The sequence below is a fragment of the Paenibacillus dendritiformis genome (assembly GCF_945605565.1).
In the GTDB taxonomy this organism is placed as follows: domain Bacteria; phylum Bacillota; class Bacilli; order Paenibacillales; family Paenibacillaceae; genus Paenibacillus_B; species Paenibacillus_B dendritiformis_A.
The window spans coordinates 1,322,521-1,348,118 of sequence record NZ_OX216966.1; the positions used below are offsets into that span (position 1 = coordinate 1,322,521).

At 56.9% G+C, this 25,598-nt stretch carries 20 protein-coding genes; 16 read left to right on the top strand and 4 right to left on the bottom strand.

Annotated features, from left to right (window positions below; genetic code table 11):
- The first annotated feature begins 72 nt into the window (after positions 1 to 72).
- The 3 genes from NNL35_RS05815 (at position 73) to NNL35_RS05825 (ending at position 2,061) form a co-directional block, all read left to right on the top strand.
- Complete coding sequence (locus tag NNL35_RS05815; RefSeq protein WP_006679858.1) at positions 73 to 1,449, top strand: ABC transporter substrate-binding protein; 1,377 nt, start codon at positions 73 to 75, stop codon at positions 1,447 to 1,449.
- Positions 1,446 to 1,757, top strand: coding sequence for a hypothetical protein (locus tag NNL35_RS05820; RefSeq protein ID WP_006679857.1), 312 nt, complete (start codon positions 1,446 to 1,448; stop codon positions 1,755 to 1,757). Before NNL35_RS05815 ends, NNL35_RS05820 begins: the two co-directional genes overlap by 4 nt.
- A 76-nt stretch (positions 1,758 to 1,833) precedes the next feature.
- A complete protein-coding gene (locus NNL35_RS05825) occupies positions 1,834 to 2,061 on the top strand; it encodes a hypothetical protein (RefSeq protein WP_006679856.1) in 228 nt (75 codons plus the stop codon).
- A gap of 69 nt (positions 2,062 to 2,130) precedes the next feature.
- Here the strand turns inward: NNL35_RS05825 and NNL35_RS05830 are convergent, their stop codons facing one another.
- Together NNL35_RS05830 and trpB are read right to left on the bottom strand one after the other, a co-directional pair.
- Positions 2,131 to 3,246, bottom strand: coding sequence for a phosphotransferase (locus tag NNL35_RS05830; protein ID WP_006679855.1), 1,116 nt, complete (start codon positions 3,244 to 3,246; stop codon positions 2,131 to 2,133).
- A 664-nt stretch (positions 3,247 to 3,910) separates the two neighbouring features.
- Positions 3,911 to 5,053, bottom strand: a complete 1,143-nt coding sequence (trpB, locus tag NNL35_RS05835) for a tryptophan synthase subunit beta (RefSeq protein WP_040734446.1) — start codon at positions 5,051 to 5,053, stop codon at positions 3,911 to 3,913.
- Between the two features lie 323 nt (positions 5,054 to 5,376).
- On the opposite strand from trpB, the gene NNL35_RS05840 reads away from it, so the two are divergent.
- From NNL35_RS05840 to NNL35_RS05855, 4 genes are all read left to right on the top strand, one after another.
- Positions 5,377 to 6,258: an ROK family protein gene (locus NNL35_RS05840; protein ID WP_006679852.1), complete on the top strand. Its 882-nt coding sequence runs from the start codon at positions 5,377 to 5,379 to the stop codon at positions 6,256 to 6,258.
- 838 nt (positions 6,259 to 7,096) lie between these two features.
- Entirely contained in the window at positions 7,097 to 8,053 is a 957-nt protein-coding gene (locus NNL35_RS05845; protein ID WP_254553021.1) for an acetamidase/formamidase family protein, read from the top strand.
- A gap of 41 nt (positions 8,054 to 8,094) precedes the next feature.
- A complete protein-coding gene (locus NNL35_RS05850) occupies positions 8,095 to 8,859 on the top strand; it encodes an alpha/beta fold hydrolase (RefSeq protein WP_006679851.1) in 765 nt (254 codons plus the stop codon).
- Entirely contained in the window at positions 8,852 to 9,901 is a 1,050-nt protein-coding gene (locus NNL35_RS05855; protein ID WP_040734439.1) for an ATP synthase beta subunit C-terminal domain-containing protein, read from the top strand. Before NNL35_RS05850 ends, NNL35_RS05855 begins: the two co-directional genes overlap by 8 nt.
- 125 nt (positions 9,902 to 10,026) lie before the next feature.
- On the opposite strand, the gene NNL35_RS05860 is transcribed toward NNL35_RS05855, so the two are convergent.
- Positions 10,027 to 11,586 (bottom strand): IS1182 family transposase, encoded by a 1,560-nt coding sequence (locus NNL35_RS05860; protein ID WP_006679945.1) that lies wholly within the window; start codon positions 11,584 to 11,586, stop codon positions 10,027 to 10,029.
- Between the two features lie 221 nt (positions 11,587 to 11,807).
- Positions 11,808 to 12,821 (bottom strand): LacI family DNA-binding transcriptional regulator, encoded by a 1,014-nt coding sequence (locus NNL35_RS05865; RefSeq protein WP_006679235.1) that lies wholly within the window; start codon positions 12,819 to 12,821, stop codon positions 11,808 to 11,810.
- A 391-nt stretch (positions 12,822 to 13,212) separates the two neighbouring features.
- On the opposite strand from NNL35_RS05865, the gene NNL35_RS05870 reads away from it, so the two are divergent.
- From NNL35_RS05870 to ptsG, 9 genes are all read left to right on the top strand, one after another.
- A complete protein-coding gene (locus tag NNL35_RS05870) occupies positions 13,213 to 14,526 on the top strand; it encodes an ABC transporter substrate-binding protein (RefSeq protein WP_006679234.1) in 1,314 nt (437 codons plus the stop codon).
- Between the two features lie 2 nt (positions 14,527 to 14,528).
- A complete protein-coding gene (locus NNL35_RS05875) occupies positions 14,529 to 15,407 on the top strand; it encodes a carbohydrate ABC transporter permease (protein WP_238535445.1) in 879 nt (292 codons plus the stop codon).
- Entirely contained in the window at positions 15,394 to 16,233 is an 840-nt protein-coding gene (locus NNL35_RS05880) for a carbohydrate ABC transporter permease (protein WP_006679232.1), read from the top strand. Before NNL35_RS05875 ends, NNL35_RS05880 begins: the two co-directional genes overlap by 14 nt.
- Before the next feature lie 35 nt (positions 16,234 to 16,268).
- A complete protein-coding gene (locus tag NNL35_RS05885; RefSeq protein WP_006679231.1) occupies positions 16,269 to 17,933 on the top strand; it encodes an alpha-glucosidase in 1,665 nt (554 codons plus the stop codon).
- The gene (locus NNL35_RS05890; protein WP_254553023.1) at positions 17,930 to 18,877 is read left to right on the top strand and encodes an MTP-1 family protein; all 948 of its coding nucleotides are present in this window, start codon (positions 17,930 to 17,932) and stop codon (positions 18,875 to 18,877) included. Before NNL35_RS05885 ends, NNL35_RS05890 begins: the two co-directional genes overlap by 4 nt.
- A 37-nt stretch (positions 18,878 to 18,914) precedes the next feature.
- Positions 18,915 to 19,982 carry a BtaManbiosPhlase gene (locus NNL35_RS05895; protein WP_006679229.1) on the top strand — a complete coding sequence of 356 codons (1,068 nt, stop codon included), beginning with the start codon at positions 18,915 to 18,917 and terminating at the stop codon, positions 19,980 to 19,982.
- A 66-nt stretch (positions 19,983 to 20,048) separates the two neighbouring features.
- Positions 20,049 to 22,613, top strand: coding sequence for a beta-mannosidase (locus tag NNL35_RS05900; protein ID WP_254553025.1), 2,565 nt, complete (start codon positions 20,049 to 20,051; stop codon positions 22,611 to 22,613).
- Positions 22,614 to 22,661: 48 nt separating this feature from the next.
- Positions 22,662 to 23,678 (top strand): zinc-dependent alcohol dehydrogenase family protein, encoded by a 1,017-nt coding sequence (locus tag NNL35_RS05905; protein WP_006679227.1) that lies wholly within the window; start codon positions 22,662 to 22,664, stop codon positions 23,676 to 23,678.
- Between the two features lie 118 nt (positions 23,679 to 23,796).
- Complete coding sequence (gene ptsG / locus NNL35_RS05910; protein WP_006679226.1) at positions 23,797 to 25,389, top strand: glucose-specific PTS transporter subunit IIBC; 1,593 nt, start codon at positions 23,797 to 23,799, stop codon at positions 25,387 to 25,389.
- The last annotated feature ends 209 nt before the right edge of the window (positions 25,390 to 25,598 follow it).

Consider the following 25,598-nt stretch of genomic DNA (forward strand, 5'->3'; position numbering starts at 1 on the left):
GGGAAGCTTGCGGCAGGCGGGCCTCCGCCGGTAAAGAGGCAAGACCGCCAGCTAAGGGGGAAGGAAGAAGAGATGAGGTTATCAGGTAAATGGAAGATAACGGGGCTGCTGCTTAGTATTGCGATCCTGTTGAATGGTTGCATGGCAGGCAAGCCCGTACAGGACGAGCTGGAGGAGGACGCCCCCGGCAGTCTGAAAATATGGTACCCGGATGTGGAGCCGTTCCATACCAAATATGGGCAAATGTTCGCCGCCAAGTTCCCGGGCATCCAGGTGGACGTGCTGCAGGCGCGAGAATGGTTAGAAGAGGCGCGGCAAGAGGATTACGAGAAGGAACTGAAGAGGCTTATCGAATTGCATAAGCCGGATGTGCTGCTGCTGGATCAGGATGAATATGAAGTACTGGCCCGGGCGGGCAAGCTGTATAATCTGGATCCGGCAATCATGCAGGACCAATTCGATCTGAACGGATATATGCCGGGCGTGATCGACATGCTGCGGGAAAAGGGGGACGGTTCGCTCTATGGGCTGGCTCCATTCATCCGGCCGCGGGTCCTGTATTACAATGCGGATTTGTTCAAAGAGAACAGCATCGATCCCCCTTCCAACAAGATGCAGTGGCCTGACACATTCGCGCTGGCGGCTCGGTTCGCGAATACCGGGACAGAGGACGCCCCCGTCTATGGCCTGATTGGCAATGAAGCTCACGATGTGCTGTCCCAGGTTGCGTTGACCCTGGATCTGCAATTATTCGATGCGAAAGGCGAGAACGTCGTGCTGCAATCGGAAGGATGGAAGCAGGCCTTCCAGATCGCGGCCGATGCGATCCGGAGCAAGGCGATTTCGGTCCGTTCCCCGAAGGAAGCGGGGGAGGGCCCGGAAGGTTACGGTTATTTCCTCGCCATAAATAAGTTCCTGAACGGCGAAGCGGCGATGTTGTTCAGTGATCATTACTTTGCTTCCCAGCTCCGCAGCAAAGCGAAGACCTTCGACTGGGGCATGGTCACAGTTCCGATCAATCCGGCGCGGCCCGATGAATCGACTTCGGTCTCCGTGCCCCAGATACTGGCTATCGCCGCGGATTCTCCCCGCAAGCAGGCGGCTTGGAACCTTATCCGCTTCATCAACGGACCGGAGGTGGCCAAGGCCAGATCGCGTACGGCCGGAAGCGACCTGCCGGCGATAACCGATTATGTCTCCGGCGGCGATCGCGCCGATACGGAGGTGTTCTATATGCTGAAGCCGGCGCCTCAACATAACGAACGCGTGATGAAGCGGGTTCCGGACAGCTTCTATGAGGCGTATTCATTGCTGGCGAATGAAGCGCTGCAATCCGTGATCGATAACGAGAAGCCGGTGGATGAGGCGCTGGCCGAACTGGAGCAGAAGGCGCAGGCCGTGCTGGAGTCGGCCCGCAGCAAGGCGCAGGAGGCGCATCAAGGCAGATGATGACCTCGCCGACCGGAAGAAAACTTGGTGTGTCGGAAGCTGCCCTGTGGAAGAGAGGTAGAAGGATAAGGGATACGATGAAAAATAGCTTCAAAGAGGCGGCAATCGCGGCCTTCTGCATGCTGTTGCTGTTCGGTGCGATGAACGCGGTTGCCGAAGCGGTTTCGCAATCCACGAACAAAGCGGCGGCCAAGCCGGCCGCTTCTTCCGACGCGAACAGGCAGAAGCGGATTGAAGCAGAGACGGACAGATTAATAAAAGCAGCAAAAATCCGGGTGATTTTTTTGCCCTTTATGTCAATGACATGATGTTGAATCCGCAGGAACACATCACTTTGACAAGTATGACGACTATAGTAAGCAGGCATCCCAACTGACCACTCCCTTGCTCATCAAACCCGACGGGTTGCCGGAAGACTATGTCTTTTCCAAAGCGGAAGTGAAGCAGCCGATTTTGCCTAACGGCTATACCTATTCCGCCGCTTTTGGGATGAAAACGTTGAAATGGCAAGACAAAGAAAAAGGCATTGAATACCGGGTCTCCGTCAATAAGAGCAGTCCGTTGGGCAAAAAAGAACTGCTGCCGATCGCGGAGGCCATGATTCAAGAATAGATGCAAGGGGCCGTCCCAAGTCATGAAGGCATGACAGGGGAGGCCCTTTGATGCGCTTCGGCGGTTAGGTTAACACCCCGCCTCCGGCAAGAGCGCGATTGCTTCCTCCGCCCGTTCGAGCACGCATCGCGCGATCCGGCAGCGCTGCGCGAATCGCTCGGCGGCTTCCGCATCCGGAGCCGGCTGCCGCGCTGCCTGCACCAGCTTCGGCACGAGCATGCCGCAGCGCAGGCCGGCCGAGGCGGCGAAGCCGAACCGGACCGCCTGCGCCGGTCCGCGCCAGCCGCTCTTGTTCAACCCCTCGCCGTAGGCATCGAGCAGCATGCCGGGGAAGGCGCCGTCATCAAGCCCCTCCGGCAGACTCTGATGCAGGCAGAGCCCATACATGCGTCCCAGCTCCTCGCCGACGCCGGCAATGCCCGCGAAGGCCCAGTCGATGGCGGTTAACGTTCCGTCCCCGCCCCAGATAAGGTTCGGCGGCCAGGCGTCGTTATGGGTGAATACCTGCGGAATCCGCCGCAAGCCGGCGAGCAGTTCGGCACGCCGCCTAGAGAATGCGGCGAAGCGCTTCGCTGCGGAGAGCGGGAACTCTGCCCGCAGCCGGGGATGCTCCCATGTATCCGGCGGCCAGGCGCTCCCATCGTCATAAGGCTCGGAAGCGGCGACCCAGGAGGAGAGCCAGCCCCGGCACAGCCATGGCTCGTCCGGGAGGGGCCAATCCTGCAGATAGGCCCCATTGAATAACCCGAGCCGGTAGGCGGCGTTCAGGTAATGGGTCGCCGTCCACTCCTGCGTATCCAGGCCGGCGGCTTCCTCCAGCCAGAGACGGAACGAACCATCAGGCTGTTCCTCCACGCCATAGCAGCGCGGGGCTCGAATGCCAGGCAGCTCTTCCAGCAGGCCGGATTGATAGGCCAGAGCTTCGCGCCTCCAGTAATTATAATGCCCGGGATCATCGGCCGCCGCAGGGATGACCAGCTTGACGACAAAAGACCACGGCAGCGTCCGCCCGGCCAATGCGGCGGTTCCGGCGACGCGGTACAGCCCGCCTGTCACCTCGTTCGAGGCTTGCCAGCCGAGGCGGGAACATGACCAGTCTCCGACGATGGCCGCCTCGTCGCCCAACTGGCGGCGGACATAGCCGGCGGCTTGCTCTTGGGACGGTCTCCATTCGGTATGAATCACAATTGCGCCTCCTTCTATTCAGGGGGGGTGTCCTTATTTCATCAAGTCTACCATGAAAGAATGAAGAGGAGGGTGCTTCAGAGGGATTGAAAAATGATTGGGGTGAGGGGGCAACCGAGATGTGGAGGCGGGAAAACGGAGGCAGGCAAGGCGGCGGCGGAAACAGCAACGAACACAGCGGCAGACACAGCGGCAGACACGGCGTCGGACATAGCGCCGGGTACAGTGGCGAACACCGCGGTGGACATATCGTGGACACAGCGACGCATATATTGGCGGACATATCAGTGGGACACAGCCCGGGCACAGCGACGGACATATCGTGGACATAGCGACGCACATATTGTCGGACACAGCGATGGAACCAGCGGCGGAAGTGGGAAGAGGCTGTAAAATCCTGCGTGGATACAGCAATTTTCTCTGTTTAGGGTGCATTTCGAAGAAATTCCTGCAAAAGTACATTATTTTCAACAATTTTGGTCGTTGATCGATTGAATAGTCCAAAATTGATGCAGTTTTGCAGGAACTCCTGTAACGGAACACTCGATATAGAGGAAAACTGTACTTTTACAGTTTTTTAAGCAAGCTGATCGGTGAGAAGAAGGGGCGGGGCTGTCTGGCTGCAGCTAAAAAACTACTTATCAAACAGCCCCTGACCTATCAATCAATTGCCGGACTGAAGCATCTCGAACACCTGCTGCACGTCCTTGTCTCCGCGTCCCGACAGATTGACGATGATTATCTGATCGCGGCCTAGCTGCGGCGCCAGCTTCAAGGCGTGGGCAACGGCATGTGCGCTCTCCAGCGCCGGGATAATGCCCTCCGTCTTCGACAGCACCTGGAACGCTTCCAGCACTTCCTCGTTCGTGACGGTCACATATTCGGCCCGCCCGCTCACCTTCAAGTGGCTGTGCTCCGGTCCGATGCCCGGGTAGTCGAGGCCGGCAGCGATGGAGTACGTCGGCGCCGGGTTGCCTTCCTCGTCGAGCAGCACGAGACAGCGGAAGCCGTGAAGGACGCCCGGGACGCCGTGGTTCAAGGTGGCGGCTTGATCGGGCTCCACGCCGATCAGGCGGACGGACGGTTCGTCCACATAATGGGCGAATGCTCCGATTGCGTTGCTGCCGCCCCCGACACAGGCCAGCACCGCGTCCGGCAAGCGGCCTTCCTTGTCCATAATCTGGCGCTTCGACTCTTCGCTGATGATCGCTTGGAAATGCTTGACCATCGACGGGAACGGATGCGGGCCTACCGCCGAGCCGAGCAGGTAGAACGTGGACTCATAATTTTCAACGAGATCGTTCAGCGCCTCGTCGACGGCATCTTTCAAGCGGCCCTGCCCCTTCGTGACCGAGACGACCTTCGCGCCGAGCAGCTCCATGCGGAACACGTTCAGCGCCTGGCGGCGAATATCCTCGGCGCCCATATAGATAATGCACTCCATGTCGAACATGGCGCAGACGGTGGCCGTGGCGACACCATGCTGGCCCGCGCCGGTCTCGGCGATGACGCGATGCGCGCCCATGCGCTTCGCGAGCAGAATCTGCCCCATCACATTATTGATTTTATGCGATCCGGTATGATTGAGATCTTCCCTTTTCAGATAGATCTTGGCGCCGCCGAGCTTCTCGCTCAGATGCTTCGCATACGTCAACGGACTCTCCCGCCCGACGTATTCGCGCAGATACGTTTTGAATTCATCGATGAATTCCGGGTCGTCCTTATAGCGGTAGAAGGCTTCCGCCAACCGATCCAATACGCCTTGAAGCTGGGGCGGAACGTAGCTGCCGCCGAATTCGCCGAACATGCCTCGCTGTGATGTCTGTGTGCTCAATGATAACGCCTCCCTGTGCGCCCAGCGCTTCTATTTAATTTGATATTTTAACGCATTACCGGACCGACGTTCACGAAAACTTGTTCCGATTCTCCCGCGGGGAAGGGTAAAAAATTCGACAAATGTGTCATAATCTTAGATGCGGCTCGATTCGTGTTGGAACGTGTCGAGACGAATGGTATAATGAGACCGATGGAAGCGTTACCGCTTGGAAGGCGGCCGCTGCGGGCTGCGCGGCACCGATAGACAGACAGGGCGCAGCCGTACCAGGCATGGAGAAGGTGAGGGAGAAAGTGATGACACGTATAGGAGCGATTGAAGGCGGAGGCACCAAATTTGTCGTCGCCGTCGGCACGCCGGACGGACAGGTAGGAGAGACGGAGACATTCCCTACGACAACGCCGGAAGAGACGATGGACCGTACGGTGCAGTTTTTTAAGGATAAGGGAGTCGACGCCATCGGCTTCGGCTCGTTCGGACCGGTGGATCTGAACCCGGCGAGCGCCACCTATGGCCATATTGCGAAGACACCGAAGCCGCATTGGAGCGGGTATGACGTCGTGGGCCATTTGAAGCGCCATATTAACGTGCCGATCGGATTCGATACGGACGTGAACGGAGCCGCGCTGGGCGAGGCGACCTACGGGGCGGCCAAAGGGCTGAGCAGTTGCCTCTATATTACCGTCGGCACCGGCATCGGGGCAGGGGCGGTCGTGGAAGGCAAGCTCGTTCACGGGCTGACTCATCCGGAGATGGGCCATATTTTCGTGAAGCGCCATCCGGAGGATACGTATGCGGGCAAGTGCCCGTACCATCAGGATTGTCTGGAGGGCTTGGCGGCCGGACCGGCGATTGAAGCGCGCTGGGGCGTCAAGGCGTATGAACTGGGCGAAGATCACAAGGCTTGGGAGTTCCAGACGTATTATCTGGCTCAGGCGTTGATGAATTATATTTTGACCATGTCCCCGGAGAAAATCATTCTGGGCGGCGGGGTATCGAAGCAGCTTCATCTGTTCCCGCGTATTCGCGAGGAAGTGAAGCGGCTGCTGAACGGCTATGTGCAGCATCCGGCCGTATTGGACACGGACAGCGGCTATATCGTGCCGCCAGGTCTGGAGGACCGTGCGGGAATTACCGGAGCGCTGGCGTTAGGGATGCAGGCGCTGAAGCAGCAATAACCGAATCTTTCACCGTCAACCTCGTCTCGGCCAGCGCCGTGGCGAGCACGACCTTGCGAGTGAAGAGAGGTTGGCCATAGATAGGTGTGCACAAGGAGACGGGCAAGACGGGACAGCAGTGAAATATGACGTGAAGCAGAGATTAGGAAGGGACAGCAGAGAATGTAGAGGCGGGAAGATAGCGGCGGAAGCTGGATGTTGCAGTGAAATCCTGCGTTAATACAGGAATTTACGCCCTTTGAGCCGATATTTTATTCAATTCCTGCAAAAGTACATTCTTTCCGCCGATTTTTGCTTTCTATCGGTTTCATATGCTGAAATTGATGCGGTTTTGCAGGAATTCCTGTAACGAAGCAAACGTTATAAGGGAAAACTGCATTCTTGCAGCTTTTCGGCAAGTCGAGCGTTGAGAATCAGGGGGGGTGTCTCATGGCAGCGAAAACCTGCTTATGGGACAGCCCCCTTGATGTGCTTGGGGCGGTTCGGCAACTTCCGGAAGCTTGGGACTATGGACGTGACCTTGAGCGAGACAATGTACGAAGATGTGCAAGGCGTCTCTACACTGGGGCATTTGCGGGATTTGCGAGATCTGATGAGGTATCGTTTGGGTACGGGCACGGGCACGGGAAACCGGCTTGATTGCGTTCCGCCTGGTGCGGCTATATAGAACAACCATCGTTGGAGTTATCTCTAGCGGTGGTTGTTTTTTTATAGGGTAATTGTTTTTACGTTAAGGAGAAAATAATGATTGACTTCAAAAGTAATTACAATTACTTTATAAAGTAACGAGACGGCAGCATCCCTTCGCCGTCTTGCACGACGGGCTGAGGAGGATGCTATGCCGAAGATTCATGAATTGAACCCGGATGCAGACACGCTTCACGGCTTTTTTAGCAAAGATTTGGAGCCGGCGTTAACGATCGATTCCGGGGATACGGTTATTTTTCGCACGTTGGACGCCGGATGGGGCTTGGAAAAGCGCTCTGCGCCGGGGGAGCCGAGAAAGAAGTTCACGGAACGGAAGCCGAGCCGCCAATGTCCGCACTTTGGACACGCGCTGGTCGGTCCGGTATTTATCCGGGGAGCCCGGCCGGGGCAGACGCTGGAGATCAAACTGCATGAGATTGTACCCGGTTCATGGGGATGGACATCGGCGGGAGGATTTCCGAGCTACTGGAATGAGAAGCTGGGAATGACCGAAGAGCCCGAGGTTTACCTTGATTTTGCTTTGGACGCCGACCGGATGGTGGGGCGAAGCCAGTTCGGCAATTTTGACTACGCTGTCGGACTAAAGCCATTCATGGGCATTATGGGCATGCCGCCGCCGGAGCCGGGCCAGCATACGACCTTCGTGCCCCGGGCTTCCGGGGGGAATATCGACTGCAAGGAGCTGCAGGCCGGCAGCACGCTGTATTTGCCGATCCCGGTGGAAGGGGGGCTGTTCTCCATCGGAGACGGTCATGCGGTCCAGGGCGACGGCGAAGTGGGCGGCCCTGCGCTGGAGTGCCCGATGGAGAGAGTGAGCTGCACGTTCACGGTAAGGGATGACCTGCCGCTGGCGACGCCGCGGGCCAAGACCGCCACAGGGTGGCTGACGATGGGATTTCATGAAGATCTGGAGGAAGCGATGTGGATGGCCCTGCATGATATGATCGACTGGATGTCATCGCTCTATCGGATTTCGCGTACAGAAGCGTATGCTTACGCCTCATTGACCGTCGATCTCCGGATTACGCAGATCGTGAATTCAGTCAAAGGCGTCCATGCGCTGCTGCCGTACAACGCACTGCGGTAAGCCTATATCACCGGGAGAGCCGGCACAGGGAGGATGTTACAATGAACGTGGAAGAACGTTATGTGAACAACCGGGGCGTGAACATTCATGTCATGGAAGCGAACCGCGGGTCGAAGGACGGCTGGCCGCTTGTCGTCATTCCCGGATTAGCGGAGGCGGCGGAGGATTATAGGGAGGTCGTGGAGAAGCTATATCCAAGACATTGCGTGGTCATTACCCTACGGGGACGCGGCCGCAGCGATGCCCCGGCAAGCGGGTATACGCTGAAGGATCATGTCAGCGATATCGAGGCGGCCATCGAAGAACTGGAGGTGCGGCAGTTCGTGCTCATGGGCTTCTCCAGAGGGGTGGCCTATGCTCTTGGGTATGCGGTACAGCATCCGGATAGAATCCAGGGGCTCATTATCGGAGATTACCCGGCGGTCCATACGCGATTGAAGCCGGGCTGGGTCGAGTTTTTCTCCTCGCTTCCGCCTTGGCGGGGCAAGCCGCTGTCCGAGCGAATGAGCACCGAGGCGCTGCATGCCCTGCAGCAGGAGTCCGACCCGGTTATGCTGTGGGAGCGATTGCCGTCGCTGCATTGTCCCGCTTTGATCATCCGTGGCGGAACGCAAGGCGCCGCCTTGTCGGCGGAGGCGGCCGGGCAATACCGGGAGATGCTTCCGCAAGCCGGGATCGTCGTATTCGAGGAAAGCGATCATAATATTTTCGAGCCGGATCCGAATGTATTCATTCAAGCGGCCGAGCGCTTCATGAACGGGATATGGCCGCACATTAACGATAAGAAGGGTGTAGATGTTGGATAATCTGAAGCTGAACGTATCATTGCTGAGACAGCGGGTTCCGAATCTGACGAGCGCGGCCCGGACGGTTGGATTGCGGCCGGCTACGGTCTCCAATCTATGTACAGGGAAAATTCCGGTCGGACGGGCGGAGGTGCGCACGATCGCGGCGCTCGCCGAGCTGGCGAAATGCAGTCTGGATGAATTGATTTTGCGCGGGGAGGCGGTGGACATGATCGAGACGCGCATTAAGCCGCTCGATTTGTTCGCCCCGCTGGCCAAGGGCGGAACGGTCGGTTTGGTGGCCCGTCCGGGGATGGGGCAGCTCGTTCTGCTGGGCGAGCTGTTCCACAACCTGGGGAAGGAAGGGTACGGTACGATCCTGCTCAAGCCGGAGGGAGAGTATCCGGAGCTGAGCGATTTGCTGGACGGCGTCGATCAGGTAAGCTATTCGATTGAGGAGACGTATCGGCTAATGGCCGATGCCGGCCCGGAGCGGGAGATCGTGTTCGCCGCGGACCGGGAGCATGTGCTGACAGGCGGCATCTATGACTTGCAGGAACGGCTGCTGCAAGCGGGGATTACCGGGGTCACGACATTTCTGGTCGACCTGAAGGGGCTCGCCGTCGACGAGGATCTCCCGTACGGGCCGTTAGAGACGCTGTGGCATTTCGATGCTGACCTCGCGGCCAGACTGAAGTTCCCGGCGGTGAATCCGCTCTACTCGACCTCCTCCATTCTGGAGGGGGTGCATCTCGACCCGAACCATCTTGCCGTCCAGCAGCGGGCCCAGAAGCTGCTGCGGCGCTACCGGGAACTGCGTTCCCTCGTCCAGGTGAAGGGCCTGAACGGCATTCCGGGCTCGGAGCGGCATACTTATGATCGAGGCGAGCGTCTGGAAGCCTATCTCACTCAGCCGTTCCATGTCGCCGAGGCTTATACGGGCCGGCCTGGCGCGGAAGTCGGCCTGCACGACATGCTGCAGGACGTGCAGGCGATACTGAACGGCAGCGCGGATCATCTTCCTGCCGAGAGTCTGCTGTATATTGGGCGGCTTCCGTCCTAAAGGGAAAAGTTCATAACGCTATGACGAAAAGAGAGGCTGTCCCAAAAGTAGGTATGCTCACTTGAAGGGGCAGTTCGCTTGATGGAAACCTGTGCAAAAAACAAAGAAATGGCGATGCTAGGTGGTTATCCCTGCATCGCCATTTCTGACTTTTGGTCGATTGCCGCCTTCTTAAGCAAATTGTGGGCGAGCGAAAGCCACCCGACCTCGAGGCTCACTTTGGGCAGGCCTCGAAGCAGAAAACGTCTGAATCCCCGATTGTTTTTCATTTGTCCAAATACACTCTCCGGTTCAATCATTCTCCGAACCGACAGCGCGTATCCTTCCTCACTCCTGAGTTTCTCCCGTGCTTGCTGCTTGTAACGTAGGTATTTCAAACTCACGCTGATTTCCCGGTTCCCTTTTGCTTTCGTACAAGTTGCTTTGAGTGGACATCCTTCGCAGCTTTCGCTTCGGTAGTGTCGCTTCCGTACCTCATATCCGCTTTCAGTCATTTCCTTGCTTTCGTAACGAAACAGCAGTTGGCGACCCGCTGCACACGTCCACCTATCTTCGGCTTCGTCGTACTGCCAGTTGTCCAGCTTACTGATATCTTGCTGCCACTTCTTCGACTTTTCCTTGTGGTATGTGCTGTATTTCACCAATGCTTCTAGTTGTTCGCTTTCCAAGTAAGCATAGTTTTCTTCTCCGCCGTACCCTGCATCTGCGATGACTGTTTTCGGCAGCTTGCCAAGAGCTGCTTTAACCTTCTCCAAATGCGGCTTAAGGCAGCGCGTGTCGGTCGGGCGTTGATGCAAGCTGTAGCCGATAATGAACTGGTTTTCCGTTCCAATCTGCACATTGTAGCCGGGCTTGAGTTGGCCATTACGCATGTGATCTTCTTTCATCCGCATGAAGGTGGCGTCGGGATCTGTCTTGCTGTAGCTGTTCCGGTCGCCGAGGCGCTCTTGATGGGTCTCATATTTTTGCAAACGCGGGAGGAGGTCTTTTCGGAGTGCGCGCACCGCTTTTTTAAGAGACTTGTCCTTCGGTTGGGTTTGCAGTTTTGCCTCCAATTGCTGAACGGCCGCCTCCAGCTTTTCGCTGGTCAGCGCGGATGCTTCGCCGAGCTCGGCAAGGTCTTGCCCAGCCTGCTCCTGATCTTCCTGCTTCTCCGCCGCTTCGATCGTTGCAAACAATGTCTGTACTTTTTCTTGCAACTTCGCTTTCTGTTTTACAACGGCCTTGCCCCAGACGAACGTGTACCGATTGGCATTCGCCTCAATTTTGGTACCGTCGACAAAGTAATGCTCGAGCTTTACATACCTTTCCTCAGCAAGAAATTGAAGGACGCTTGTGAAAACGACCTCCAGCACATTTTTCATTCTCTCGGAGCGAAAGCGATTAATGGTACGGAAATCTGGACGCTGTCTACCAGCTATCCACATAAACATGACATTCTCTCGGACCGCTTTGGCAATTTGGCGAGAGGAGTAGATCCGCTGTGTGTAGGCGTAAATAATAACTTTGGTAAGCATTTTAGGATGGTAACTGTCGCGTCCTCCGCCAGGATAGGCGGCTTTAAAGATCTGGTCGTCCAAACGATTGACCGCCTCGTTGACGACTCGAACAAGGTGATTTTGGGGAATGTCGTCCTCCAAGTCCATTGGCAGATACAGTTGGTCCATGGTATATTGAATGTACAAAGAAACCTCTCCTTTTGGTATGTGGTTGGGTGGTACCTCCATTTTACCAAGGAAAGGTTTTTTTTGTTTTACAAATTGAAGAAGGGGTGTCCTTCAGTCATCTAACGATGACCTTTTGGGACAGCCCCTGCATGCAGCGGCGGGCATCTGCGGCCAGACGCCCGGGAAGAACGGACAAGCGGAAGCGCTTGTCCGTTCGGCATGATGATGGGCTGCCGTCCTTACTTCCGTGGCGGAGCCGTAGATTCACGTACGATCAGTTTGGTCGGCAGGAGCAGCTCGGTGAACGGCTCCTCCTTATGCTCCATGCGCCAGAAGAGCTGCTCGACAGCTTTGCGGCCGAACAGGTTCAAATCGACGGCCATCGTGGTCGTCATCGGCGTGGCCAAGCGGGACAACTGCCCGTTATCGAAGCTGCATACCGAGACGTCGTCCGGCACCTGGAACCCTAGCTGATGCAGCGTGGAATTGACGAGGAACCCGAGTCCGTCGTTCACGCAGAACCAGGCTGTCGGTTGAGCGCTCAGCGCTTGCATCGTCTCCATGACATAATCGGCCTGCTCAACGGCATCGGTCACGATCCATTCCGGTTGGGCTTCGAGGCCCATATCGCGCAGAGCGAGCCGGAATCCTTCCAGCCGTTCATAATAGCTCGGCGAGAAATCGATATTGCCGATATATCCGATGCTCCGGTGCCCCAAATCGCACAGATGCTGAACGGCCTCATAGGCGCTGAAGCGATTGTTCGTCAAGATGCAATCGGCATGAATGGCCGGATGATGGTGGTCAATAAGCACAGTCGGTATTCCGGTGCCGATAACCGCATTCGTGAAGGCCGTGCTTAAGTGGGACAGAATCAGAATCCCGTCCACGTCTTGATTCTCCAAGAAAGACGGCAAGGCCAACTCAAGTTCCGATTCCTTGTTGATGGATTGGATGAGCAGGTGTTTGCCGCGTCTTCTCGTTTCTTGCTCCACACTCAAATAAATTTCCCCGAAAAAGCTTTTTTGCGCGAACGCGAAATCCGAGGCGATCAAGGCGATATTGCCGGATGGCTCGGATACTTTCTTTTTCCGTGCGGAGGGGTAGGTATATCCCATTTGCTTCGCGGTCTCAAGGACAAGCCGGCGCGTCTCTTCGCTTACTCCATCCTTGCCCGACAGGGCTTGCGATACGGAGTTTTTGGAAATATGAAGCCGATCCGCAATATCCTGCATTGTCACTTTTACTTTCATCAGCGACCAACACCTCTTTTCAACTTGCATGCTTCCGTAATCATATTTTGGAATAATAACCAGTTCAAGATTGCATAATACCCGAAGCGGAAATGCTCTCCGCTCTGCAATCGGTTTATACCGTAATTATGCCAGAAAAGATAGAATTACAAAACAACATTACAAAATAATAATAACGTTACTTACGAAAATAGTAAAGCGGAACAATTTCATGACGAAAAATGTCGAAACAGGAGGGTTGCGTGAAAAAACGGATTGACAACCGACTTACAAATGATTAATAATGTGATTACAAACGCTTTCAGTGCGTTTAGTCATTTTATTTGTAACGTTACTGTTCTATGTTGTCATCTTGAGGTTGAGTCATGTCATTAAGAGGAGGTCTTTTTCCATGAAAAAGAAACTGTCAATTCTGCTCATACTTACGATGGTCTTCTCGCTTTTGGCTGCTTGCGGCAAAGGGGAAGCGCCGAAGGAGTCGGCAGACGGGGTAACCACCATCGAATTTTGGGCGGCGCCGAATCCGCCGCAGCAAGCGTACTGGATGGAAATGGCCAAAGCATACGAGGCTGTAAATCCGAAGGTCAAAATCAATGTCAGCGCCATTAAAGAATCGCCTAGCTCGGAAGCCAGCATTCAGGCGGCGATTGCGGGCGGAAGCGCTCCGGCCATCTCGGAAAATATCAACCGCGGATTCGCCGCGCAGCTGGCCAAGAGCCAGGCGCTCGTTCCGCTGAACACGCTGCCGCAATTCAATGATATCGTATCGAGCCGCAATATGACTAATACGCTCGAGCCTTGGGAGTTCGCTGACGGCAATCAATACGTGCTGCCGATCTACTCCAATCCAATGCTGTTCGGCTGGCGCATCGACATCTTGAAGGAACTGGGTTATAACGAGCCGCCGAAAACATACAGCGAAATGCTGGATGTCGCCAAAAAGCTGAAAGCGAAATATCCGGATAAATATGTATGGGGCAAAGGCGCGGATCTCGTCGATCCTACCGCTTGGAAACGCTGGTTCGACTTCTTCATGCTCTATAACGCCGCATCCGACGGCAACAAATTTATTGACGGCGACCAGTTTGTCGGGGACGAGGCAGCCGGCGTGAAGATGCTGGAGTTCGTCGACAATCTGCGCAAGGAGAATGCGATTTTGGCGAAGAACGTAACCGACCCGTTCGAGTCGGGCATCGGTATCTTTACGGATCTTGGCCCGTGGACGTTCAACTACTGGGCAGAGAAATTCCCGGAGATGAAATTCAACGAAACGTACACGCTTGCGCTTCCTCCAGTGCCGGACGGAATGAATCCGGCTGAAGCGAAGACGTTCTCCGATGCGAAAGGTCTCGTTATCTTCTCCAGCGTGCCGAAGGAACAGCAGGAGGCGGCTGCCGAGTTCATCAAATGGGTGTACTCCGATGCGAAGAACGATGTGGCATGGTTCGAGAAGACGAACTTGCCTCCGGCGCGCGATGATTTGGCTGAACTGCCTGAATTCAAGGCTATTATGGAACAATCGCCCGAGCTTGAACTGTTCGCGAAATCCGTTCCGCTTGGTATTCCGGCGATTGACAATGCCCGTTACAACGAGCTGCAAACGCTGATCGGTCAAGAGGCGTTCAACAAAGTGGTCATGGGCGAAATCGATCCGAAGACCGGCTGGGACAACATGAAGAAGGCGATTGAAGGGGAACTTCAATAATGATAGATAAGAACAACAATCGGTTGGGCTGGTTATTCACCAGTCCCTACCTGATTTATTCGCTTATTTTCTTTTTGGGTCCGCTGATTTGGTCTTTCTTTCTCGCATTCACGAACTGGGACTTAATCGCCCCGACCTATGACATCGTAGGACTGAAAAACTTCATGAAGGCCCTGTCTTCGCCAGGCGTGCAGTCGGCCTTCTGGGTCACGTACAAGTTCATGCTGGTGTTCGTGCCGCTCGTTACGATCATGTCGCTGGGCGTGGCCGTGCTGGTGCAAGGGCTCCCGAAGTTCCGCAGCTTATATCTGATCGGGTTCTTCCTGCCGTATCTGTCATCCGGCGTCGTGGCATCGCTTATCGTGAAGGGCTTCCTGTCCTTCAACAGCCCGGTGAACGCCTTCCTGCGCGATACGTTCGGGCTTGATATCAACTGGCTCGGATCGCCGTTGTCGGCATTGTGCATCGTGGCGCTGATCATCGCCTGGAAATTTACCGGATACTATGCGCTTATTTTGACATCCGGTCTCGAGAACATTGACAAGGAAGTATATGAGGCGGCGGCAATCGACGGCGTAACGGATCGCCAGCGCTTCTGGAAGATCACGCTTCCGCTGCTGTACCCTGCGTTGTATACGACGCTCATCCTGTCATTCGGCGTCACCTTCGGCATCTTTACGGAGGTCTACCAACTGACGGGCGGAGGACCGAATTTCGCCACGAACACGTGGCAGATGGAGATTTACAACCAGGCGTTCAAAAACTTGCAGGCGGGTTATGCTTCAGCCGTAGCAATCTTGGCGTCCGTTGTCACGTTCATTTCCATCTTCGTCATCAAAAAATTGCTGGAAACGTGGGGTAAACGAAATGGTTGGGTCTAAGCAAAACAACAAGTTCCGTCTGACGGTCCGTTATATCGTTGCGACGCTCCTGCTTCTGGTTATGGTCTATCCGTATCTGTATATGGTATTGAATTCGTTCGCCGACTGGGCGGAGGTCGATCGCAAGCTCGTTCCGGCAAGCTTTTCCTTGAAATCGTACGAGTGGCTCTTTACCGGGGGCGAGGCGGGCATCCCGCGTCCATGGCTGAATGCGTTCCTGAACAGCATTCTTGTCTCGGTCGTGTCGACGGCGCTGATGATGCTCTTTGGCGTCATGGTCGCTTACGCCTTGTCGAAGCTGAACTTCAAGGGGCGGGACACGGTGAACAACTTTGTCCTGTTCCATATGTTCTTTCCGGCGATCATTCTGCTCATCCCGAACTTCCTCGTCATTCAGAAGATCGGCTTGTACGATACGTACTGGGCGATGATTATTCCGAAGGCCGTCAGCCTGTGGGCGATCTTTATGTACACGAACTTTTTCAAGGCGATCCCGACGGTGTTCATCGAGGCGGCGAAGCTGGACGGGGCGTCCGATTTCAAAATTTTGTACCGCATCATGATGCCGATGTCGCGCTCCATTACGGCGGTTATCTTCCTGTTCCTGCTGATGGAACGGTGGACGGAGCTGCTGTGGGACATGATCGTCGTGCGCAGCGACAATATGCTGACGCTGAACGTGCTCTTGTCGCAAATGTTCGGGCCTTACGGGGGCTATCCGGGTCCGCTGTACGCCGCATCGGTGCTGCTGACGCTGCCGATTATTATCATGTTCCTGGTGTTCGGCAAAAAGTTCAAGGAAGGCATGCAATTCAGCCTCAAGTAAGGAAACTGCCAGGATAAGCAATGGGAGTGGAGAGAATGGAAGCACCGTGGTGGACATCGGCCGTTTTCTATGAAATCTATATGCCGAGCTTCTGCGACGGCAATGGGGACGGCATCGGCGACTTCGCCGGCATAGCGTCGAAGCTGGATGAGCTGGCCAAGCTGGGCGTGAACGGCCTCTGGCTGACGCCGTTCTATCTGTCGCCCAAGGTGGATAACGGCTACGATATCGCCGACTATACCGCCATCGATCCCGATTACGGCACGATGGAAGACTTCGACGCGTTCATCCGCGAGGCGCATGCCCGGGATATCCGGGTTATCGTCGATCTGGTGCTGAACCATACATCGTCGGAGCATCCATGGTTCCGGGAATCCCGGTCGACGCGTTCGCATCCGAAGCGCGACTGGTACATCTGGAGGGACCCGGTGAACGGCGGGCCGCCGAACAATTGGGAATCCTTCTTCGGCGGTCCGGCTTGGGAATTCGATGAAGCGACCGGACAATATTACTATCACGCGTTCGCGAAGGAACAGGTCGACTTGAACTGGACTCATCCCGAAGTCCGGGCGGCGATGAAGGGCGTGATGGACTTCTGGCTGGATCGGGGCATTGACGGCTTCCGGCTCGATGTCATCAATTTTTTGAAAGTATCCGGGACATTCCCGGACAACCCGTACGATGCGGAGACGGGAGAGCAGCAGCATGTGCATGACAAGGATCAGGAAGGCATCCTGGACGCCATCGCGGAGCTGTCCGCCCACGCGCATGCACGGCAGGGAACGTTCATGGTCGGCGAGGTCGGCTCCGAGGATATGGACGTGCTGCGCCGCTATAGTGGCACTGGCTTGTTGGATGTCGTGTTCAACTTCAATCTCGGCAGCCAGGAGACGTTCTCGCTCGAACGCCTCTATGACGAATTGAGGAGGATGGAGGAGGCGCATGCCCCCGACCAGCTTCCGACGCTGTTCTTCAGCAGCCATGACATGAGGCGCCATATCACCCGGTTCGGGGAAGGGAATCCCGGGCTGGAGGAGGGGCGGGCGAAGCTGATCGCCGCGCTGACGCTGACCGCGAAGGGCGTGCCGTTCCTGTATTACGGCGAAGAGATCGGGATGCGCGACTTCGTGGCGGAGACGATCGAAGAGATGCGCGACGTGCAGGGGCTGACGGCTTACCGGCTCGCGCTGGCGGAAGGCTTGAGGCCGGAGGAGGCGCTGGAGAAGGCCTTGGCGAAGAGCCGGGATAACTCACGGACGCCGATGCAGTGGACGGACGAGACCTATGGCGGCTTCTCGGATGCGGCGCCGTGGATCGGCATGGGCCCGCGGCATGAGGTGCTGAATGTGCGGACGCAGCAGCGGGTTCCGGATTCGATCTATTCGTTCTACCGGCAGCTTATCGCGCTCCGGAGCCGGCATCCGTCGCTGCATAGCGGCGATTATGCGCGGCTGGATCGACAGGGGAATGTGCTCTTCTACGTGAAGCGGGCCGCCGGCGAAGTGGCGCTGGTGGCGCTGAACTTCGGGATGGAGCCGTATGCTCTGCCCGTCGGCAGCCTGCTGGCCGGGACATTCCGCTTCGTCTTGTCCAACCACGGGGAGCCGAGCGGAGCCAATGAATCGTTCATCCTTCGTTCGCAGGAAGCGGCCATTTGGATAAGCGAGAACTCATCAGTGAAGGAGACGTGCCATACATGACAGGGAACCAAGGCAGCGCAATCACATGCGCGGCACTGCTGAAGCAATATATGACGCGCAGCCCGTTGGCGGCGAACGCGGAGAAGTTGAAGTTTACCGGGGTCGGCAGCAAAGATGTATACAATATTACCGCTCCGTTCGAAGACGAGGGGGAGCAGGTCATCGCCGGACGCGTCGAATCGCGTGACAGCGAGCACTCCGAGGTCTATTTCTTCGTCGAACGGAACGGGGAATGGGTGCCGCGGGAAGGCGCGCCGACATTCGAGCTTCAGGATCCGTTCCAGACCCGGATCGGCGGCGAGCTTGTACTCGGCGGCGTGCAGATTTATCCGCATCCGACACAGGCGAACGCGCTGATGTGGCGCACGGTGTTCTACAAAGGGAAGCGCATCGCCGATCTGAAGCCGTTCTTCACCGGCCCGGACGGCATGAAGGATCTGCGGCTGGTCGAGCTTCTGGACGGAAGCATCGGCGTTTTTACCCGTCCGCAGGGAGAGAAGGGCGGCCGCGGCCAAATCGGATTTACCCGCGTGGAGCGGTTGGAGGACTTATCGCTTGAGCTTATTGACAACGCCCCGCTGCTGGAAGGGCAATTCATCGCCGAAGAATGGGGAGGCGCGAACGAAGCGCATCTGCTAAGCAACGGCCGTATCGGCGTGCTGGGACATATCGCATGCTTCGATGACCAAGGCGACCGCCACTATTATCCGATGGCGTTTGCGCTAGATCCGGCTACCGGCGAGCACACCGCCATCGAGCTTATTGCCGTGCGGGATCAATTCCTGCCGGGCGCGGCGAAGCGTACCGACCTCGTGGACGTCGTATTCAGCGGCGGTCTTGTGCGCAACGATGACGGCACGGCGGTGCTGTATGCGGGCATAAGCGATGCGGAGGCGCACCGTCTGACCATTGCCGATCCGTTCCTGAAGTTCGAACAGGCATAATCGCAATTATCATTTTACAGCTTAAGGAGTCTACTGCATGAATATTTATCGGTATGAAGAAAATCCGCTTATTACGCCGGCCGACGTCAAGCCGCATCGCGACGACTTCGAAGTGATCGGCGCGTTCAATGCGGGCGTCGCGACTTATAACGGCGAAGTGCTGCTGCTGCTCCGCGTAGCCGAGCGTCCGATCAGCACCGACCCGAACATTGTGAAGGCACCCGTGTTCAACCCGGAGACGAAGGAACTGGACATCATTGAGCTTCGCGTGGACGACGAACGTTACGATTTCTCCGATCCGCGCGTCATCCGCAACAAGTCGCAGAGCGCGACATTCGAATATTTGACTTCCATCTCCTATATCCGCATTGCCCGCAGCAAGGACGGGCACCGCTTCACGGTAGACGATGCGCCATTCGTCTATCCGTCGACGGAATTGGAGACGTTCGGCATCGAGGATCCGCGCGTGACGCAGATCGGCGATACGTATTACATTTATTTCTCGGCCGTATCACCGGTCGGCGTCGGGGAGTCGATTGTCTCGACGAAGGATTTCGTCAATGTGACGCATCACGGCATGATTTTCAGCCCGGATAATAAGGACGTCCTCATTTTCCCGGAAAAAATCAACGGCAAATATTATGCGCTGCATCGTCCGACGACGAAAAGCATCGGCAACCCGGAAATCTGGATTGCCGAATCGGATAATTTGCTCTATTGGGGCAATCATCAGCATCTGCTTGGCTTGCGTCCGGGCATGTGGGACAGCGGGCGCATGGGCGGCGGAGCCGTCCCGTTCAAGACGGAAAAGGGATGGCTGGAGCTGTACCATGGCGCGACGAAGGAGCACCGCTACTGCATGGGCGCCGTGCTGCTGGACTTGAATGACCCAACGAAGGTCATCGCCCGCTCGGAGCAACCGGTGATGGAGCCGGAAGCCGATTACGAGAAAAACGGCTTCTTTGGCGATGTTGTCTTTGCTTGCGGCGCCGTCGTGGAAGGCGATACGGTCAAGATGTACTATGGGGTAGCGGATACATCGATGGCCTGCGCGGAGCTGAGCGTCAAGGAAATTTTGGAGAGCTTGACCTATATAGATGAATAGAAAGCAGCAGAGACAGGGAGACGCCAAGGCCGGGAGGTCTTGGCGTCTTCTGGATAGGAGCGCGATATGAGACTGAACGAGAACTGGAAGCTGCGCGATTTCAATATCGGCGAGGCGCGCGATTTGGAGGTGGCTTCCCCCGAGTATATCGATTATTTCTGGATGACGGCGAAGGTGCCGGGGGATGTGCATACGACGCTGATCGAGAAGGGCATTATCGAGGATCCGTTCTATGGGCATAACGATCAGACATGCCGCTGGGTCGAGGAGAAGGTGTGGTGGTATCGCACGACGTTCCACTGGGACGGGCAGTTGGAGGATATGGAGCGGATGGAGCTTGTTTTTGAAGGGCTTGATACGTTCGCGACCGTGTATTTGAACGGGGTGGAATTGGGCTCGACGGACAATATGTTCATCCGCCATTCGTTCGAGGTGACGCGGGAGCTAAACCAAGGCAAGAACGTTCTCGCGGTCAAGCTGGATCCGGTTCACCTGCATGTACAGAGCAAGATGCAATATTATTGGTCCGGCTTCAGCAAAAAAAGAATATGGACGCGCAAGGCGCAAAGCCATTACGGCTGGGACTGGGGACCGCGGCTCGTCTGTGCGGGAATATGGAAGGATGTCCATCTCGTGAAGCGGCGCCGTGCGTATGTGGACAATGTCTTCGCTCATACGGTGGAGGCGAAGGAAGACGAAGCGATGGTCGAGGTGGCGGTCGAAGCGCGAGTGTTCGACCGCAGCGAAGCCTGCATCGCGGAGGTGGCCATGCTGGATGCCGAAGGCCGGCGGGTAGCGGGGGAGACGCTCCCGCTTGATATCGGCCTGGGCTTCGTGCAGGACGGCGCTATCTGTGCGCATGGCCTCTCCGGCAGCGCGCGCCTCAGGGTGCCGAAGCCGCGGCTGTGGTGGACGCATGATCTGGGCGAGCCTTACTTGTACAGACTGGAAGTGACACTGCGGAGCGGCGGCGACGCAGTGGATGATTGGAAGCAGCGCTTCGGCATCCGGACGCTGGAACTGATGCTGCATGACGAAGAAGGGCAGGATGCGTTCACGTTCGTGCTCAACGGGGTGAAGCTGTTCGCCAAGGGCGCGAACTGGATTCCGATCGACAGCTTCATTGCGGCGGTGCCGGACGAGCGTTATTCGCGGTATATCCGTCTGGCGCAGGAAGCCAATATGAACATGCTGCGCGTCTGGGGCGGCGGCATCTATGAGCGGGATATTTTTTACGAGGAGTGCGATCGGCTCGGGCTGCTGGTCTGGCAGGACTTCATGTTCGCCTGCGCCCTCTATCCGGACTATAACCGCAACTTCATGGATAATGTGCGGCGGGAGATCGAGCAGGTCGTCAAGCGGCTGCGCAGCCGGACCTGCCTCGCCCTCTGGTGCGGCAATAACGAGAACGACTGGCTGTATGAAGCGCTGCATTCGAGCGGGGAGATCCCGCATCCGTTCTATGGGGAGAAAATTTACCACGAGCTGATGCCTGCCCTGCTGGAGACGCTCGATCCGACGCGCATGTTCTGGCCGAGCTCGCCATACGGGGGCAACGATCACAATTCGCGCGAGGTTGGCGACACGCATAATTGGCAGGTATGGCATGGCAACATCGAGCCCCGGGCCTTCGGCGAGCCGCAGGTGCAGGACTATAGCGTCGAAGGGCTGTCGTTCAAAAAATTCAAGGGCGACACGACGAAGTTCGCCAGCGAATTCGGCATGCATGCCTCCTCGAACCGCTACACGCTGCAGCGCAACATTCCAGAGAGCCAATTCTGCTGGGGCAGCGACGAGATGATGTACCGCAACAAGGATATTCATCATCCGAAGGGCATCCTGCTGATGGAAGGCTATACCGGAGCCCCTTCGAATATGGAAGAGTACATCAATTACTCGATGCTGACGCAGGCCGAAGGGCTGAAATATGGCATTGAGCATTACCGCCGCCGCAAGCCGGATACGAGCGGCGCGTTGTTCTGGCAGATGAACGACTGCTGGCCGGGCACGAGCTGGTCGGTCATCGACTACTACGGGCTGCCGAAGGCGGCGTATCATTACGCGCGGAAGTTCTTTGCCCCGGTGCTGTTGACGGCGGATCACGATGCGGGCCGGGCGCTGCATCTGTGGGCGCTCAATGACCGGCTGGAGCCGTATGATGATCAGGTCCGGCTGGCCGTGTACCGGATGGATGGAACGAAGCTGTGTGAGCGCGAATATGAGGTATCCCTTGAGCCGAATGGCAAAAGGGAACTGGATGTGCTGTCCGAAGCGGAGCTGACGAACGGGGCGAATCCGGCGGAGGTAGTGTGCGTCATCTCGTCCCGAAGCGGCCTCACGGAAGATAACTATGTCTACTTGCGCGACTATAAGGAGATGCGCTTCGAGCCGGCGCAGCTGCAGATCGGCGTGGATGAGGAGCCCGGCGTCATCCGCATCGAGACGGACCGGGCGGCCCGCATGGTCAAGATCGAGCTGGATGAAGCGTGGATTGCGGCGAGCGACAACTTCTTCGATCTGCTGCCTGGGCGAACGAAGGAGATTCGGGTCTCGCAGGCGGAAGGCAAGCGGATTCCGTGGGCGACGCTGCGCGTCACGGCCTTGAATTCATCCGGCAGCCGTGAACGGTGACGGGGTAGAGAGAAGGAGAACAATCATACGGGAAAAGGGATGAGGAGCATGAAAGCGGCAGTTCTGCGCGGAACGAAGATAATGGAGGTAACGGAATGGGCCGAGCGCCTGCCCGGCCAGGACGAGGTGCGGCTGCGCGTCGTCTGCTGCGGCATTTGCGGCACAGACCAGCATATTTATCATGGCCATCCGGGATCGGCGGAGGTGAAGCCGCCGATCGTGCTTGGCCATGAGCTGGCCGGCATCGTCGACGCCGTGGGGGAGGCGGTCACGGATCTGCGCCCGGGCGACCGGGTGTCCGTCGACCCGAATATGTATTGCGGGGCGTGCGAATATTGCCGCGGCGGCCGCGCTCACTTGTGCGATCGGCTGCAGGCCGTCGGCGTGACAAGGGACGGCGGAATGGGTGAATACTGTGTTGTGCCGGCGGCCAACTGCTACAAGCTGCCCGACCAGGTGAGCTGGGTGGAAGGGGCGATGGCCGAGCCTCTTGGCTGCGTGCTGCATGGATTCAAGAAGCTGGAGCTGCGGGCGAATCAGCATGTGATGATTATCGGAGGCGGCTTCATCGGCCAGTTATTCCTGCAGCTCGCCGCGGCCGCGGGCGTCGCGCGCATTACCGTATGCGAGCCGGCTGAGCACAAGCACAGACTCTTACGGGAACTGGGCGCCGAAGCCATCGTCTCGCCGCTGGAGGAAGGCGCAGCAGACGAGCTGCGCAGCACAGCCGATGTCGTGATCGAGTGCGCCGGCCGTCCGGAATCAGTGGAGCTGGCCTTGGAGGCGGCCCGCAAGGGCGGCCAAGTCCTGCTCTTCGGCGTCGCTTCTCCCGAAGCGCGGGCGAGCCTGTCGCCATTCGAGGTGTTCAGCAAGGAACTGCGGATCATGGGCTCGTTCATCAATCCGTACACGCACGAGGAGGCGCTCGCTTTGCTTGCGCAGCATATCGTAAGTATTGAACCGCTGATCAGCCATCGCTTCCGCCTGGACGAACTGCCTGACGTCATGGCCCGGTATGGCGAGATGAATGTCACCAAAGCGGTCATCATGGAGGAACAGCTGTAAGGGGAACGCCCAGAAATCCGAACTCACTCGCATGCATAGCGCCATAACGGATTGGAAATGGTAACAACAGGGTTCTTTTCCATTCCGCTCAGCGGCATATCGTGAGGAGTTGAGTTCCATGTTCAAATCGATATTCGGCGTTCTTCAAAAGGTCGGCAAGGCGCTCATGCTGCCGGTCGCCATTCTGCCGGCGGCCGGCATCCTGCTCGGCATCGGCAACGCCCTGCGCAATCCGGATCTGATCGCTCGTATTCCGGTGCTGGGCACCGGCGCTGTCAGCATGATCTCCAGCGTGATGGAGCAAGCCGGAGGCATCGTATTCGACAACCTGTCCTTGCTGTTCGCGGTCGGTGTGGCCATCGGTCTCGCTGGCGGGGACGGGGTAGCGGGGCTTGCCGCCATCGTCGGCTATTTCGTCATGAACGTGACGATGAAAGTCATTATGAATGTGACGCCGGAGATGGTGGAGAGCAACTTCGCCTATGCTATCGTGCAAGGCGTGCCGACGCTGCAGACGGGCGTCTTCGGCGGCATCATTATCGGCATCACGGCGGCCGTGCTGTACAAGCGCTTCTTCAAGATCGAGATGCCTTCCTATCTCGGCTTCTTCGCGGGCAAGCGCTTTGTTCCGATTATTACGGCCGTCACGTCGCTTGTTATCGGCATTGTGATGGTGTTCATCTGGCCGCCGATCCAGAGCGGGCTGAATGCATTTTCCCATTCGCTTATCGATTCCAACCGCGCGCTGGCGGCCTTCATCTTCGGCATTTGTGAACGGGCGCTCATTCCCTTCGGGCTGCATCATATCTTTTATGCGCCTTTCTGGTTCGAATTCGGGGAATATGTGAGCAAAGCGGGCGATCTCGTCCGGGGAGATCAAAAAATCTTCTTCGCCCAGCTAAAAGACGGCGTTGAATTGACGGCGGGCACCTTCATGACCGGAAAATATCCGTTCATGATGTTCGGCCTCCCGGCAGCCGCGCTTGCGATCTATCATGAGGCGCGCCCGGAGAACAAGAAGCTTGTGGCCGGGCTGATGGGATCGGCCGCATTGACGTCCTTCCTGACCGGCATTACGGAGCCGCTTGAATTCTCCTTCCTGTTCGTGGCGCCGCTTCTCTTTGCCGTGCACGTCCTGTTCGCGGGCCTGTCCTTCCTGACGATGCATCTGCTCGGCGTCAAAATCGGAATGACGTTCTCCGGCGGCGTTATCGATTATTTGCTGTTCGGCGTGCTGCAGAACCGGACGCCGTACTGGCTTGTCGTCCCGGTCGGATTGGTGCTGGCGCTTATCTACTACTTCGGATTCCGCTTCGCCATCCGCACCTTCAACCTCCGGACGCCGGGAAGGGAAGAGGCCGCGCCTGCTGCGGCGGCTAAGGCGACAGCGGCGGCGGGAGAAGAATTGCCGCGCGGCATCCTGACGGCGCTTGGGGGCAAAGCCAACATTGCCTCCCTGGATGCCTGCATTACGCGCCTGCGCGTGCAGGTCAAGGATAAGGGCAATGTGGACAAGGAGCGCCTGAAGGAACTGGGCGCCTCGGGCGTGCTGGAGGTCGGCAACAATGTGCAGGCGATATTCGGGACCCGATCCGAGACGATTAAGCATCAGATTCATGAGCTGATCGGCCGGGAGGACATGGAGCTGGACAGAGCCGGGCCGGAGGAAGACAAGGAGTCCGGGAAGCGTCCGGAAGGGGAGCCAGAATGAGACAAACAAACTTATCCATTTTGGACTTCGGCGGCAGCTGCCTCATGCCGGGAAATAACGGTGTAGCTTCAATCATTTTTCTTCTGCTGTGTCAGAGCTGAGGGCGCGCGGGGTAAATGTCGAGGTGAAGAGCTTTGATTGGGGGTGTCCCAAAAGTAGTTATTTCACTACAGTGAGACAGCCCCCCTGATTCTCAAAGCTCGACTCGC